Below are 14622 nucleotides of genomic sequence, written 5' to 3' on the forward strand. Positions count from 1 at the left end.
CCCGAAACCTAACGCCGTCCATTCGGGATTAAAAATCATCTTATTGAATTTTTCGATACTCAAATGTTATCAATCCAAATGCGTATCACAGCCCGCCAGATCGAACTTTTCCAAGAAGCTTACCGCCATCGCTCCACCCGGAGGGCTGCAGACGCGCTGCATATTTCGCAACCAGCGATCAGCAGGGTTGTGGCCGAGCTAGAAACCGAAATGGGCGTGACGCTGTTTGACCGGTCAGGCCGCAAATTCGAACCTACGGCAGCCGCGCACAACCTGCAGCAGGCCGTACAGAAGCACTATCAGGGCCTGGAGAGAATCCGTGAAACAGCCGCGCAGATCGCCTCTGGCACGGGCGGCCACCTTCGCGTTGCAACGGTGCCCGCCGTGGCCGACACACGGGTTGCTGTTGCCGCCGGAAAGCTCATGGCGGAGTTTCCTGCCCTGCGAATAGACGTGGATGTTCTGAATGAACACGCCGGGCTGGCCGCACTGCGCGAAGGCCGCGCCGATTGTGCTGTTGTTTCTTCTGATCCCGGAGATCCCAATCTGACCTGCACCAGGCTGGCCGACATTCATCCTGTCGCCATTCTGCCCCCGGGGGATCAGCTGGCCGGAAACCAGGCAATTTCTGCTGCTGAACTTGCAGAGAAGCCGCAAATCATGCTGCCCCCGCTCAGCCCCTTCCGCCGCGCGGTCGAAAACATGTTCGATAGGGAAGGAGTGGCATTTCAGATCCGCGCAGTAGGCCGAACGCAAACCGCAGTTGCAGGAATGGTCGCGCAGGGGGCCGGCCGGGCCATTGTCGACAAAAGCATCTTGGCGGCGGCCAAAGGCGTTGATGTCTCAGTTGCAGCTCTGACTTCAGAGCTGAGCTGGCCGATAAGGCTGATTACCCTTTCAGCCTCTCAGGACATACCAGGGCTTCGAAGATTTACAAAAGAACTGCTGTAGATCCTGCACCCGCACAAAGGCATTTGGCCGGCCGCATCAGAGCTATTGCCCCTGGTATCTGCGGCCGGCTTCAAAACCTTGCACAGCTTGTTCGGACTTCTTTCAGACGGTTGAAGTGACGGCCTGTCTCCGAACTGAAGTATTGCTACGGGTTCCACTCCTCCTTCTGGATGCCATTTCCCGCAAATTGATGCGTTGGCAGGTTTTACTCACCCAATCAAAATTCAGCTGCTAACGGCTGCGCCAGGCCTGTGTTCTCCTCAGAATGCCGCGGGACGCCAGCAGGTGAATGACCCGGGCCAGCGCGTTGGTGTAGAAAATCATCATCCCCATCGCCGCTGCCGGAGCAATGTCGCCAGCATCGTCCATGTTCAGCACAGCAATCGAGGCCAGCGTGGTCTTGGGCGAATAAAGGAACACCACCGCCGACACCGTCGTCATCGCGTTCACAAAGAGGTAGATGGAGATGTCGAGCACCGCGGGCAGGCAGACTGGCACCGTAACGCGGGCAAACAGCTTCATGGTCGGCTGCTTGAGCGAGGCCGCGACTGATTCAAACTCCCGGTCCATCTGCTTGAGGGCGGTGACCGCTGTCAGATGCGACACCGTGTAAAAGTGGGTCACGGTGCAAACCACCAGGATTGCCATGGTGCCGTAGATTGCATTCAGCGGATTGGCGGGGTTGTTGAAAAAGAAGATATAGGCCAGCCCCAGCACCATGCCCGGAATCGCCATCGGCAGCATCGCAAACATCTGGAAGATGGCGCGCCCGGTGCGGAAGCCCTTGGATTTCTCCACCAGATAGGCACCAAAGAACACCACCGCGGTGCCGGCCACAGCTGTCATCAGCGCCAGCTTGATCGAGTTCACATAGGAGCCCCAGCCGCCGCCGTCCATCTTGTCGAATTGGTAGTTATTCAGGCTGAGGCTTAGGTCATAGGGCCAGAACTTGATCAGCGCCGCAAACTGGCAAACGGCCAGCAGCCCTGCGATGAACAGGCCGATAAGTGTGCAATAGGCAAAGAAGATACGATCCATCTTCTTGTTCGGCTGCGGCTCATACGGGACCGAGCGCGCCGACAGCAGCGCCACCTGCTTCGACTGCACCATGCGGTCGATGGCAAAGGCGAGGATTGCCGGGATCACCAGCACTACGGAGACCACCGCGCCCATTTCAAAGTTCTGCTGGCCGATCACCTGTTTGTAGATGTCCACCGCCAGCACGTTAAACTGGCCGCCGATCACCTTGGGCAGGCCAAAGTCGGTGATCACAAGATTGAACACCACAAAGGCCGCTGAGATCAGACCGTAGCGCGCACCCGGCACCGTGACGGTCCAGAAGGTGCGCCAGGGGGTCGAGCGCAGGCTGGCGGCAGCCTCGTACAGGCGCGCGTCAGAGATCGCCAGCGCGGTTGAGATGATGATGAAGGCATGCGGGAAGGTGAAGAAAACCGAGCCGATCACAATGCCTATGGGGCCGTATATGCTGGCGCCGAACAGAAGTTCTTTGATCATGCCCTGGTTGCCGAACAGATAGACCAGCGCGATACCCGGCAGCAGCGACGGCACCAGGATCGGCGCCATGGCAATGAGGCGGAACACGCCCTTGTACTTCATGCAGCTGCGGTTCAGCGCATAGGCAAACCAGAAGGCCAGCGAGACGGTCACAACCGTGCTCAGCACCGCAATCCACAGCGAGTTCTTGATCGAGTTGAACAGCGCGGGCGTCGAGAAGTAGGAAACGAAGTTGTCTATGCCTTGTGCCTTCACGGGGCGCAGCTGCACACGGCGGAAGGTGTTGGAGTCGAGCGTCACCCAGTCGGTGCCGGTCTGCAGGTTAGAGCCGATCAGAAAGCGGCCGGTATCGGAGGTATTGCGGATTTGGTACATCACCGGGCTGCGGAAGCTGAAGTCCGGGAAGAACCCCGTGACCGGCAGCCGTCCGTCAGCGCCTGTGGACAGCTCGGTTTCCGCAAAGGTGCCGGTGAGGGCGTTCAAATCGGCACCGGTCAGCACAGTGCCGTCAAACTGCCCGGCCTCGTCGCTGACCTGGAATTCATACTGCGACAGCTCCATCCGATAGGTCGAGAAGGATTTGGACAGCATCGCATAAAGCGGGAAGACCATCGACACGACCAGGTAAAGCGCGATGATGATCATGCTGCCGCGCATGATGATGTCGTCGCGGCTCAGCTTGCCTTTGATCACAGGACCAGCGGGCATGACGGATTGCGTGGTATCAGTCATCTGCGTCACGCCCCCTGCCCGTCTTGCGCAAAGGCCATCAGCCGGTTTTCAGGCAATTCGATTTCCATCTGGCAGCCGGCCTCCAGATCCAGGCGCCGCACCGCATTGATGGAGAAGTCGGCGATCAGCTCCTTGCCGCCGAAACGCTCACTGGTCAGGCGGCAGCGCCAGAAGGAGCCGAGGAACTCCATTTCCGCCAATTGAACGTCGATACAGTTCCGGTTGCCGCTGCTTTCAAGGTATCCAGCCTCATGCGGGATAACATCCTCGGGCCGGATGGCGGCAATGACCGGGGTGCCGTCGGAAAAGTCATGCGGCAGGCAGGCAAAGGTTTTTTCCCCCACAGCCAGACGTCCGCCCTTGGCAACCGAGGAGCTGATCTGGTTCATCTCGCCGATGAAGTCGGCCACGAACAGATTGGCCGGCTCGCGGTAGATTTCTGTGGGGGAGCCGACCTGTTCAATCACACCGTGGTTCATCACCACGATGCGGTCGGCCATGGCCAGCGCCTCTTCCTGGTCATGGGTCACCATAATAGTGGTCACACCCAGCTTGCGCTGCAGTTCCTTGATCTCGTGGCGCAGGTGGACGCGCACCTTGGCATCCAAGGCAGACAGCGGTTCATCCAGCAGCAAGAGGCCCGGATTGGTCGCAATGGCGCGCGCCAAGGCGATCCGCTGCTGCTGGCCGCCGGACAGCTGTGCCGGGTACTTGCGGCCCTGATCGGGCAGGCCGACCAGTTCCAGAAGTTCAGCGACGCGCGCATTGATTTCCTGTTTGCTGCGGCCTGCGTTTTCCAGGCCGAAGGCAATGTTCTTCTCAATGGTGAGGTTCGGAAACAGCGCATAGGACTGGAACACGATACCGAAGTCGCGTTCGGACGGCGGCAGGTTGGACACGTCCTGACTGCCCTGGGTCACGGTGCCCTTGGATTGCAGATCCAGACCCGCAATGGCGCGCAGCAGGGTGGTCTTGCCGCAGCCGGAGGGGCCGAGGAAGCAGATGAATTCACCCTCCGTCACGTCCAGGGAGATGTCTTTGAGCGCGATGAAGCTGCCGAAGGCTTTCCAGAGGTCGCGGATGCTCAGGTAGGTTTCTTTTGGCGGGGTCATTTGAAGCACGTCGTTGGTCCTTGCATATGCCAACGCGGCACCCTGTCTTTTGTCAACGGGCGGCATGGCTCTGGGCATGGGCAGTGAAAATGGGGAAGGCAGAAGGGCGGAAGGCTAACCCTCCGCCCCTGAAGGCTTATTTCGCTTCCGACTTGCTGTCGTAGCGGGCTTGCCATTCTTTGAGGATCGCAGCGCGGTTGTTGGCCGCGAACTCGAAATCATTGTCGATCATCGCGTCCAGCAGCCCTTCGGGGAAATGTTCAACCGGCTTGGCGACGCCCGGGTAAGCCACAACCGCATAGCCGGTGTTGTACATTTCGTTGGCTTCCTTGGTGACCGTGAAGTCGACCAGTGTCTGCGCGGCTTCCAGATTTGCGGTACCAGCTACGATGGCGGTTGCCTCCATGTCCCAGCCGACGCCCTCCGACGGCACAATGATTTCCAGCGGTGCGCCTGCAGCCTTGGATTTGGCGCCGCGGAATGCAAAGGAGATGCCGATTGGGATTTCACCAGCCGCCGCCAGCTTGCAGGGTTTGGAGCCGGAATGGGTATAGCGCGCAATGTTTTCGTGCAGCGCGTCCATGTACTTCCAGCCCTCATCCTCGCCGAACATCTGCAGCCAGCTGGACACATCCAGGAAACCGGTGCCGGATGAATTGGGGTTCGGCATGATCACATGGCCGGCATACTGCGGATCGGTCAGATCCTTCCAGGACGCGGGCGGCGTAAGGCCGAGTTTTTCTGACTCAACCGTGTTATAGCAGACAGAAGCCACCCAGGCGTCCATACCAACCCAGCTGGGCGGGTTGTCGCCGTCAACGAATTTCGGATCCAGCTGCTCCACGCCGGCAGGCGCATAGGGTTCCAGCATGCCCTCGGATTTCAGCAGCAGCAGCGAAGTAGCCGCCAGCCCCCAAACCACATCCGCCTGCGGATTGTCGCGCTCGGCCAGCAGCTTGGCAGTGATGATCCCGGTCGAGTCACGCACCCAATTGATCTTGATGTCCGGATGGCTCTGATTGAAGGTTTCGGCATAGCGGGCAAGATCTTCGGCCTCAACCGCAGTATATACGGTCAGCTCCGTTTCGGCGAAGGCCGCGCTGGCAGCCGTCATAGTAAAGGCCAGAGCAGTTAAGAAAGACGCTTTCTGTGTCATGGATTTCCTCTGTTGGTTGGGTGTTATAATTGGTCACCCTCTAACGGGGCTTTCTGGTCTTAGTTTTATCTTCGACTGGCAGTTTGACAGGTTTGCTCATCAATAAAAATCGGTAATACCCATCACATCATAGGCCGGGCTTATACATCTTGCCCGCCTGGCGCGGCTGGCCCAGTCCGGCCGCAGACGTTGCAAGTGCCGGGCATTTGACACACGCGATTCAGTCCGAAGCAGAAATACTCACAGGATTGTGGCATGGAAGCCGTTCAATCGGCCCGCCAAAGCGAGGGGAATTGTGCGCTCATCAGCAGGAATGAAGGGTATTCCAAAAATATGCCCCAATCGCCAACTGGGCCAAAAACTGACACCGGGGGCTGTCCAAGCAGCAGCCACGGTGAATGGCGGCACCGGTCTCCAGCGGCCACGACGCCAAGAGGCCCGTTGCAAATCCTCGGCCATTGCGCAGCATGGTTCCAGCCCTAGAACGAGAAGGGCAGCAAACTTAACCCGCTGCACCCTTTACGATTGCCTGCTTCTAACCAGAAGCAAAATTACCGCAGACCTTTACCGGCTGGGGTTTGAGCCAGCACATCAGTTATTACTGAACCCAGTTCTGCGCGCATTCGGGCGGGAGTTCCGTGGCCCAACTGCCATTTTCCGTTAAAAACCGCAAGCGAAGGCACAGTGCTGATCCGCCAGGAGGCCGCCAGCTTCCGGTCCTGGGAAACCAGCCGCGCAACTTCGGCACTGCGCATGTCCATGCGCAGACGGTCGGCGTCCAGCCCGCAGGTGCGGGCCGTATCCAGCAGCACGGTGTCATCAGCAATATTTCGGTTTTCCGTCAGATGCGCCGCCTGCACCGCATCGAAATAGTCCCAGTGCCCTGCGTCTCCGGCCTGCAGTTCCGCCGCCTTGCAGGCTTTGGCGCTCAGCAGTCCAGTGGGATAGGGAAAGGGCTGGCGGCGCATACCTTCCACATTGATGCGGCTGCTATCGTCATGTTCGCCGCATCGCTGCCAATGGTCCAGGATGGCATCCTTGGCTTTCTCAACCGACCCGAAGGCGGCGGCCAGCTTGGCGGGCGTGTCTTGCAGAACAAACGTGCGGTGGTGCACCCGGATTGGAAATTCAGCTGCCAGTTTGCGCAGCTTCGGAGACATCACAAAGCACCAGCCGCAGACTGCGTCGTGGAAGAAGTCGATGGTAAGCACGGGGGATTTCATCAGATCACCAGGATGAGAGGGAAAGGGACTGCCGGCGGGCGGGTCGCCGGCAGCCGTGTCAGTGTCAGTCGCCGGTCAGCGGCGCATCCAGAAGCAGAGGCTTGTCCCCGGACATATCGATCCATGCGTTGGTGCCGTTCAGGCGGGATCCGGCGATATTGTCCGCACCGAAGTGGATCTCGAACTGCTCCGGCCCGTGTGCGTAGGCGACAACCAGACCATACTCCGGGTCCAAGAATCCGCCGTGCGGGCGGATGCCGGGGTAGCTGATGCGCCAGGCTTCGCCTTCCGGGCCGACATGGCCAAGCGTCAGCTTGCCGATGACATCGCCGGGCAGCTCAAAGAACCAGACCCAGGGGCCGCCGGAGACAATGGTCATCACCTCATCAATGCCGGTGCCGTCCTCGGCGTGGTTGATGTGCAGCGGTCCGAATTTCTTGTGGACCCAAACCCGGGTGTCCGCATCCATCTTGTTCATGTCATAGACCTTGGGATAAGGCGCGACGCCCGGCTCGTAGGTAGTGAGCGAGCCGCCGTTTTCGACCGTGGGCTTCCGCCCCGCGGCGGCGATTTCTGCCAGCAGGTCTTTGCGGCTGAGGGCAAAACCGGAGATCAGCTGCTCCTCCTCCTCCGCGGTGATGGCGCGGCTACGCGAGGCTTCGAGGATGGGCCGTGCCTGGTCCGGGATCGCAACTGTGCTGACGCGGACCCCAACACTGTGCAGCACCGTGTTCACATCCTCCACGCCGATCGAGGCGGGACGGCCATCGGTGTATTCCAGTTTCAGGAGGCCAGCGGTGCCCTCAGCGCCGGCAAGACCCTGGGCGGGCAGCCACAGCACGGCGACGGCGGCAGCAAGTTTCGAAAGCAGTTTCATGATGGAACTCTCCATTTCTGTTTCCGGGGAAGCGGCCCCGGTCCGGTTGCGGGGTTAGAGGTTCAGGCGCGCAGGGCTGTCCTGTCCCGCCCGAGAGGCTGGCTCAGATCCTGGTCCGGACCGGCAGAGATGATCCCATGCGGGTTGATGTGCCGGTGGCTCAGGAAATAGTGCTGGCGGATCGCTTCCATATCGATCGTGCCGGCCACGCCGGGCACCTGGTAGAGGTCGCGCAGGTAGGGGCCGAGGTTGCAGTAGTCGGCGATCCGCTTGCGGTCGGTTTTGAAATGGGTCGCATAGACCGGATCAAATCGGACTAGGGTGGTGAACAGACGCCAGTCCGCCTCGGTGATCCGCTCCCCGGTCAGGTAGCGGCGGGTGCCGAGCAGGGCGTCCAGCTCGTCCAGCTTGCCAAACAAGGCGGCAATAGCCGCGTCATAGGCTGCCTGTGTGGTGGCAAAACCTGCTCGGTAGACGCCGTTGTTGACCGGAGCGTAGATTTCGGCGCTGATCCGGTCAATGTCCTGACGCAACCGCTGCGGATAGAAATCCGGAGTTGCGCTTGTCAGCCCGTCGAAGGCTGAATTCAGCATCCGCATGATGTCTCCGGACTCATTGCTGACAATGCGGCCGGTCTGTTTGTCCAGCAGCACTGGCACCGTAACCGGCCCGGTGTGGGCGGGATCTGCCCGCTGATAGACCTGATACAGGTAAGCGTCCTGCGGTACCCCAGCTGCCGGATCATGCACTGCGGTGTCGATCTGCCAGCCATCAGGACCTGCCAGCGGCAGCATCTGGGTGATGGTGATGATCTCCTCCAGCCCCTTCAGCGCGCGCAGGAGCGTGGTGCGGTGGCTCCACGGGCAGGCCATGGAAACATAGAGGTGATAGCGGCCATTTTTAGCAGGGAACTCCGCATCCGCCCGCGGCTCGATCCATCCGCGGAAGCCGCTGCTCATGCGGCGGAATACCCCGTCGCCCGGTTTCGGCTTTTCGGTGAGCACACCGTCGATCAGCATCTTTGCCATGGCTCGTCTCCTTGATGACCCGGCAAAGGTATGTGGTTTCCCTCGATGCGATAATCCGGCTACATTGAAACCTCATGTTGAGAAAAATTCACCGCATCGGGAGGAGGCGTATGGAAGGAATGGGAGACATCCCGGTGGTGGTGGCGGTAGCCGAAACGCAGGGGTTTGCCGCGGCGGCGCGGCGGCTGGGCGTAACCAAGTCCGCGGTCAGCAAGCGGATTACCCAGATCGAGAAGCGGCTGGGGGCACAGTTGTTTCACCGCTCCACCCGCAAAGTCAGCCTGACCGAAGCAGGCGAGCATTTCTATGCCCATGCAGTCCGGGCCCAAGAAGCGGCGCAGGAGGCCGAGGACAGCGTGCTGGCGCTGCAGGAGGCGCCCAAAGGGCGCCTTAGGGTGAATGTTCCGATGGCCTTCGGCCGGTTGCATGTGGCGCCGCTGATCTCTGGCTTTCTGGCGCGCTATCCCGGCGTGTCTGTGGACATGGTGATGGATGACCGGGTGGCCGACCTGTTCGCCGGCGGATTTGACCTGGCGCTGCGCGGCGGAACGCTGGCGGATTCCGCGCTGGTGGCCCGCAAGATTGCGCCATTGCACAATATTCTGGTTGCCGCCCCGGCATATCTGAAACGCCATGGCGTGCCGGAAACGGTCAGCGATCTGCGCCGCCACAACTGCCTGCAATATTCGTACAGCAGGGATTTTCAGGAGTGGGTCTTCGACTGCAGCGGCGCGATGGAGACTTTCCGGCCCGGCGGCAGCTACAGCGTTAACAACGGCGAGGCGCTGCGCGAAGCGATCCTAGGCGGCACAGGCATCGGCCGGCTGCCGACGTTCACCGCCGGGCGGGACTTGGCAGCAGGGCGGCTGGTGCGGGTGCTGCCGCACTGCAGCCTGCCATCCCAGACGCTCTATGCCATCTATCCTGAACGCCGCTATCTGCCTGAAAAGGTAAGAGTTTTCATTGATTTCATCCTGGAGCGCCTTGGCGGTGAAATACCGCCTTGGGACCAGGGCACGCTGGAATGAAGGCCGCCGCTGAACTTTGTTGAACCAATCGGGTTCTGAACGCAGGCCCATCGGCCCCGGGCGAACCTCCCCCGCAGGCTCTGCGGCAGATATACCAAGAGCTGTGTCGCGGCTGAGCGCGGCGGCGCGGACTTGGGTGGCCGCGCCCTGCCGGTCAAAGTCCCACGCCAAGCAGAGTTGTCCCAAAGGGCTGACGCAGGCTGTGCACATTGTTTGTGACAATCCGGATGACGGCTGAAACAGAAGTTCACTGCAGTCTCTTGCGCGTCCAGAGACTGGAAAGACGTCGGCGATGGAACCGGCATCCAGACTGTTGCTCCACAGCAGGACGCTACCCGAGCAGTGCGGCGGCGCTCATTGGCCGAACCCCTGAAATTTTCCAGAGGGAAGCTCGTTGACGCGGAAAAGTTCTGTCAGGCTGCTGACGGGTTTAACTGCCAGCCTTTGCCTGGAAAGCATCCGCATGGCCGGGGAACAGTGTTTGAAGGAAGTTCAGCGTCTGCTCCAGCGCCCCCTCACGGGTGTAGATGTGGGGAAACAAATGCAGCTTCTGCCAATACCCGTCTGTCAGCGAGTCGATCCACCCGCCGGCCCTGTCCGCCTTCACGGGATCCTCCGGCATTAGCCTGTGGCAGATTTCAGCAAGCATCTGAGACCTCTTTTCCTCAAACTCACCGGTGATCTCGGCGTATTGCGGGACGAAATTCTGCTCCCCGAAGAAGGCAAACCAGATGGCGAGCACGCTGGAATTGCAGATCTTGGGGCTGAAGTCCGCCTCAATGATCTTGCGCAGCCGGACCGCGGGATCCGCGGGTGCCTTTTCCAGCGCCGCCTGCCAGTGGGACTCGTAGGTCTGGTACTGGTCTCGCAGCGCCTCGGTCAGAATGCCGGTCTTGGACTTGAAGTAGAAGACGGCAACGCCCTGCGACAGCCCGGCCTCATTGGCCACAGTTGCCAGCGTCGTTTTGGCCAGGCCATTGGTAACAATGGATTTCAGCGTTGCATCCAGAATCTGCCGCCGCCGCATGTCGGCGTTTTCCTTGCGTTCCTTGCGCGGTTTCCTGCCGCTGCCCTGCGATGCCACCATGAGAAATCCAAACTTCAATTCTCCTCCTTGTTCCACAATTCCCTGCGCCTGTCAGCTTCATTGTTTTTATTTGAGCGCTCAAAAAAACTTTACGCGGAAAATCTTCTCCATTAGGCTCCGGTCAGCACCAGCCGAACCTGGAGTATCTTATGGGGCAGCACGACAGATATGACGCCATCGTGGCCGGCGCCGGGCATAACGGCCTGACCGCGACCTGCTACCTGGCCAAGGCCGGGCTGAAGGTGCTGGAAGTGGAAGGGAACGATTGGTTCGGTGGCGCAGCGGTGAGCCGTTCGCTGCACGAGGGCTGGACCTGTTCCAACTGCTCCTATGTCTGCTCGCTGCTGCGCCGCGAGATTGTGCACGATCTGGAGCTGCCGAAATACGGGCTGCAGGTAATCCCCTATGAAGTCGGTGCCAGTTTCAGCCGCGACGGCGGTTACTTTGCCTACATGTCGGACCATGACGCCCTGCGCCGGGAAATCTCCCGCCACGGCGCGCATGATGCGGACGCCTACGACCGGTTCAGCCGAACGGTCATCCGCCGGTGCCGCTTCATCCGGCCGTTCTTGCTCCGCAACGCGCCGGACTCAACCTCGCTGAATCCGCGCGACATCGGCGAACTGTTGTTTCTGATCAAGCAGGCGCACAGGCAGAGCAAGAAGGAGCTGGGTGAAACGCTGCGGTTCTGGTCGATGTCGATCAGCGACTTCCGGATCGAGCATTTCGAAAACGATCTGATCAAGGCCGGGTTCATCGCGGCAGGCTTCGACTTTCAGCCGGTGCACGCGGCCATGCGCCTGGGCCGCGGCCGCAGCCCGTTGGAGCTGGAGCTGGAGTTGGGGCTGGGGCTGGGCTTCGCCAAGATGGTGGATTTTTCCAAGGGCCATTTCAACGGCCGCCGGGCGCTGCTGGACCAGCAGAAGAACGGCCTGCGCTACCACCTGCGCAAGATCGGGATCGGCGGCTTCAAACCGGCGGACGGCGCGCTGATCTACAACAAGAAGAAGAAAGAGGTGGGGCATGTGACCTCCGGCGTCGGCCCCCCACCACCAAGCGCAACATCGCGCTGGCCGAGTTCAAGGCGCCTTTGGGCGGGGGCATCACCGATGACCTCCGGGCCGAAGTTTACTTCAACTAGGAAGGCCGATGGGTCAGGCGCCTGGTGCCGGTCACCATCAAAGATAAGCCCTTTTTCAACAATGACCGGGCGCGGGTGACGCCGCCCCTGCCGTTCTAACCCCGATCAGGTATCCCCATGACCAAGATGACACCGAACAGCATAGCAAATGAACCCAGCGCCGACACGCTGCACGAGTGGGACCGTACTCATCAGCTGCATCCCTGGATGGCGATGGATAATTGGCGCGGCTACGACAACATGCTGATGGAGTCCGCTGACGGCATCCATCTGCGAGACGCGGCGGGCAAGCGCTATATCGACGGGCCTGGCGGCATGTGGTGCTCCCAGATCGGCTATGGCCGCCAGGAGATGGCCGCCGCCATCGCCGCGCAGGTGATGAAGCTGCCCTATACCTCGCCCTTCACCAACACCACCGAGCCGTCAGCGGTACTGGCAAAGAAGATCGCTGAAATGGCGCCGGGGGATCTCAACAACGTCTTCTTCACCACCGGCGGTTCCACTGCGGTGGATACGGCGCTGCGCACCATGCAGTACATGAACAACCGCCGCGGCCAGCCGCAAAAGAAAATGATCATCGCACGCGAGAAGGGCTATCACGGCTCTACCTACCTGGCGCATTCGGTGACCGGCAAGGAACGCGACAAGAGCCATTTCGATTTCGAAACCCGGCTGGTGCATTTCCTGCCCGACGTGAATCCCTACCGCCGCCCCGCGGGCATGAGCGTCGCGAACTGGTGCGACGCCAAGGTCACGGATCTGAAAAACGCCATCGCGGAGATCGGCGCGGAAAACATCGGCGCCTTCATCGCCGAACCGATCCTGTCCTCCGGCGGCGTCATCGTGCCCGCGCCCGGATACCACAAACGGACCTGGGAGCTGTGCCGCGAGCATGACATCCTCTACATCTCCGACGAGGTGGTGACAGGGTTCGGGCGCCTTGGCCATTGGTTCGCCTCCGAGGAGGTCTTTGGCATTCAGCCGGATATGATCACCTGCGCCAAGGGGCTGACCTCCGGCTACCTGCCGCTGGGCGCCTGCATCATCTCCAACCGGGTGATGGAGCAGATGAGCCATCTAGGCACCCCCTCTTCCTTCACCAACGGCTACACCTATTCAGCCCATCCGGTGTCCTGCGTCGCGGCGCTAAAAAACATCGAGATCATCGAGCGCGAAGGGATTTTGGAGCACGTCCGCGCCGTCACCCCGCATTTCCAGTCGCGCCTGCGCGACCTGATGAAATTCGATATCGTCGGCGACGCCCGCGGCGAGGGGCTTTTGGGCTGTATTGAATGCCAGGCAGAAGACCTTGAGGCCGAGCGCAGGCTCGGTTCGATGATTGATGACGCCTGCGAGGAAATGGGCCTGATCGTGCGGCCGCTCATAAACATGGCGGTATTCTCGCCGCCGCTGATCATCACCCTGGAGCAGATCGACGAGATGTTCGACATCCTGGAGCGTGCCATCCAGCAGGTTGAAACGCAACTGGCAGTCTGAAGCGGTCCTGGGGTGACACAGGTTCCCGTCGTCCCTCCAGAACTGGCGGGCGCAATCGGTGGTCCCGGCGCCCGCCTTTTTTGTTCCTGACCATGCCCTGGCTCTGCCTTCGAAGGCAGAGCCAGGGCGAGGCTGAATGCCAGCATTGCTCTATTGAGGTGTGCCAAAAAGTGTCCCTCTAAACGACATGTTCCTAAAGTATGGGAGTAGAATGCATGAAGCAGCGCAAATTCTAATTGGCTTATTGCAAACAGTTCTCCATGGCGTAAGGGCAGCGATGCCTCATCGGAGATGATATGATTGCCCTCAACCAAAATCCGTGACTTTAGGCGTCAAGCAGCCAAGGTGGGGCTTTTAATGGGGCCGAACTGAACCAGTCGCCCGTAAGCTCTTATAATCACGACAATATTCAGATTTAATGGTGCCCCCACACGGACTCGAACCGCGGACCTACTGATTACAAATCAGTTGCTCTACCAGCTGAGCTATAGGGGCGCCGAGCTGTGAAACCGCGCTTACCATCCTTCGGCGGTCCGTCGCAAGAGGTCTTTTGAGCAAAAATCGCAGACCGGCCAGTATTTGGTACCGCTCTGGTAAAACGCTTGCAGGTAACGGATTTGGGAGTGACTGCATTTCCGAATATGCCCTCCGCGGCAGGACTGCCGGAAACCGGGCGTCCATTTGGCCCGCAGGCCCCGGCAGTCGCGCAAACGCGTTTTCAAGTGAAGCTGTTTCCGCAAAGGCGCGGGGCGCAGCGGATCCGCCTTCGGATTTTCCGCCAATCCCCGTGGCCGGGTCAGACGCAGTCCCCGAAACAGCGCGGCATCAGCCGCGAATCCGCAATTCATCAAAATCTTGGAATGGCACTGCTCCAAAACAAGCAAACCCGGAAAACCGCCGTTAGGATAGGAAATTTAGCACCGCTTCAGGCAACGCGCCTTTGCGGCCGGCCTGCAGCCATGGTGTTTTTTTGTTTTAACATATGGATTTAGCCTGCCAGCCCGGCAGTTAGAAAATCTTCGCATTTCTGCAAAAAGCCCCTTGCGCCCGCGCGGTGCAATCAGTAAACAGCGCCTCACACACAGAGTGGCCCGTTCGTCTATCGGTTAGGACGCCAGGTTTTCAACCTGGAAAGAGGGGTTCGATTCCCCTACGGGCTGCCACTTTCTCCGCACAGTTCAATAACGAACCCATCTGGCAGTGAAGCAGGTGCGGAAATTTCCTGATAGAGCGCCTACGCTCCGATTTGCCCCCGGCAAACTGCGGTAACGGTCA

Annotated in this window: 11 protein-coding genes and 2 tRNA genes; 5 read left to right on the plus strand and 8 right to left on the minus strand. The window is 59.9% G+C overall.

The genetic code is table 11. The annotated features are described in order from the left end of the window. Positions 1 to 78 precede the first annotated feature (78 nt). Entirely contained in the window at positions 79 to 951 is an 873-nt protein-coding gene (locus RA26_RS03085) for a LysR family transcriptional regulator (RefSeq protein ID WP_039179525.1), read from the plus strand. Between the two features lie 231 nt (positions 952 to 1182). Here RA26_RS03085 and RA26_RS03090 read toward each other — a convergent pair whose 3' ends face one another. The 6 genes from RA26_RS03090 to RA26_RS03115 all read right to left on the minus strand — a co-directional run bounded on the left by RA26_RS03090 (position 1183) and on the right by RA26_RS03115 (position 8594). Then, a complete protein-coding gene (locus RA26_RS03090; protein ID WP_039179528.1) occupies positions 1183 to 3198 on the minus strand; it encodes a putative 2-aminoethylphosphonate ABC transporter permease subunit in 2016 nt (671 codons plus the stop codon). Between the two features lie 5 nt (positions 3199 to 3203). Continuing rightward, positions 3204 to 4310 (minus strand): putative 2-aminoethylphosphonate ABC transporter ATP-binding protein, encoded by a 1107-nt coding sequence (locus tag RA26_RS03095; protein WP_039179530.1) that lies wholly within the window; start codon positions 4308 to 4310, stop codon positions 3204 to 3206. A gap of 136 nt (positions 4311 to 4446) precedes the next feature. After that, complete coding sequence (locus RA26_RS03100) at positions 4447 to 5466, minus strand: putative 2-aminoethylphosphonate ABC transporter substrate-binding protein (RefSeq protein WP_039179533.1); 1020 nt, start codon at positions 5464 to 5466, stop codon at positions 4447 to 4449. Positions 5467 to 6017: 551 nt separating this feature from the next. Continuing rightward, positions 6018 to 6689 carry a DsbA family oxidoreductase gene (locus RA26_RS03105; RefSeq protein ID WP_039179535.1) on the minus strand — a complete coding sequence of 224 codons (672 nt, stop codon included), beginning with the start codon at positions 6687 to 6689 and terminating at the stop codon, positions 6018 to 6020. Positions 6690 to 6753: 64 nt separating this feature from the next. Then, positions 6754 to 7566, minus strand: a complete 813-nt coding sequence (locus tag RA26_RS03110; protein ID WP_039180029.1) for a hypothetical protein — start codon at positions 7564 to 7566, stop codon at positions 6754 to 6756. A 62-nt stretch (positions 7567 to 7628) separates the two neighbouring features. Further along, positions 7629 to 8594 (minus strand): glutathione S-transferase family protein, encoded by a 966-nt coding sequence (locus RA26_RS03115; RefSeq protein WP_082015739.1) that lies wholly within the window; start codon positions 8592 to 8594, stop codon positions 7629 to 7631. Positions 8595 to 8704: 110 nt separating this feature from the next. Between RA26_RS03115 and RA26_RS03120 the strand changes: the two genes are divergently transcribed. After that, on the plus strand, positions 8705 to 9622 hold the full coding sequence (locus tag RA26_RS03120; protein ID WP_039179537.1) for a LysR family transcriptional regulator: 918 nt from the start codon (positions 8705 to 8707) through the stop codon (positions 9620 to 9622). A 430-nt stretch (positions 9623 to 10052) separates the two neighbouring features. On the opposite strand, the gene RA26_RS03125 is transcribed toward RA26_RS03120, so the two are convergent. Further along, a complete protein-coding gene (locus RA26_RS03125) occupies positions 10053 to 10709 on the minus strand; it encodes a TetR family transcriptional regulator C-terminal domain-containing protein (protein ID WP_039179540.1) in 657 nt (218 codons plus the stop codon). Between the two features lie 149 nt (positions 10710 to 10858). Between RA26_RS03125 and RA26_RS23140 the strand changes: the two genes are divergently transcribed. Together RA26_RS23140 and RA26_RS03135 are read left to right on the plus strand one after the other, a co-directional pair. Continuing rightward, complete coding sequence (locus tag RA26_RS23140; RefSeq protein ID WP_052272288.1) at positions 10859 to 11929, plus strand: phytoene desaturase family protein; 1071 nt, start codon at positions 10859 to 10861, stop codon at positions 11927 to 11929. A 38-nt stretch (positions 11930 to 11967) separates the two neighbouring features. After that, complete coding sequence (locus RA26_RS03135; RefSeq protein ID WP_446720168.1) at positions 11968 to 13347, plus strand: aminotransferase; 1380 nt, start codon at positions 11968 to 11970, stop codon at positions 13345 to 13347. 419 nt (positions 13348 to 13766) lie between these two features. On the opposite strand, the gene RA26_RS03140 is transcribed toward RA26_RS03135, so the two are convergent. Then, positions 13767 to 13842: transfer RNA gene (locus tag RA26_RS03140), tRNA-Thr, on the minus strand. Between the two features lie 593 nt (positions 13843 to 14435). Here RA26_RS03140 and RA26_RS03145 point away from each other — a divergent pair. Beyond that, positions 14436 to 14510, plus strand: a tRNA-Glu gene (locus RA26_RS03145). Positions 14511 to 14622 lie beyond the last annotated feature (112 nt).

Origin of the sequence: Leisingera sp. ANG-M7 (assembly GCF_000813965.1) — a bacterium.
GTDB lineage: Bacteria > Pseudomonadota > Alphaproteobacteria > Rhodobacterales > Rhodobacteraceae > Leisingera.